A 556-nucleotide genomic window follows, 5' to 3' on the forward strand; every position below is an offset into this window, starting at 1 on the left:
TCGGTTTGATTATTAAATTCAATGAATATATTAATCGTATCTTTTTCTTCCCCAGGACTCAAACTTGGACTTATATAACTTTCACGCTCCTTAATACCCGCCATACTCGATAACAACTTGCCTGTCTTATCACAAACGTCAGAGTAAGAATAATTTAGCTCCTTTTGTAATTTAGTAATAATTATCTTATATATATTATTTTTAATTAATAGATTTCTATATTTTTCATGATATATTCCCTCAACTACCTTTAGAGCCTCATGCATTTCTAAATCTTTTTTTATGGCAACTTCCCTTAAACCCTCGCATGTAGTATTTCCTTGGGTATAACTTACATCATACCTTGCCGTATTGTTCAGCTTTGAGTTAATAATGCTTTTGGGAGTATACCCTTCTTTATCTTTTATTAAAGGGTTAGCACCATGTTTCAGTAATATCTCAAGTATTTCAGCATAACGTACTAACGGAGTTCTATCCATTTCCCATATCACCCCGTTTTTTAGAGCTGTATTACAAAGCACTGTATAGTGAAGTGGAGTTCTACCTTGCTTATCAA

General features: G+C 32.7%; 1 protein-coding gene. It reads right to left on the reverse strand.

Translation table 11 applies throughout. The features are described 5' to 3' along the window. Positions 1-479, reverse strand: a 479-nt coding sequence (locus tag NF27_RS02395) for a hypothetical protein (protein ID WP_338140442.1), incomplete at its 3' end; no start/stop codon positions are given. Positions 480-556 lie beyond the last annotated feature (77 nt).

The sequence above is a fragment of the Candidatus Jidaibacter acanthamoeba genome (assembly GCF_000815465.1).
In the GTDB taxonomy this organism is placed as follows: Bacteria; Pseudomonadota; Alphaproteobacteria; order Rickettsiales; family Midichloriaceae; genus Jidaibacter; species Jidaibacter acanthamoebae.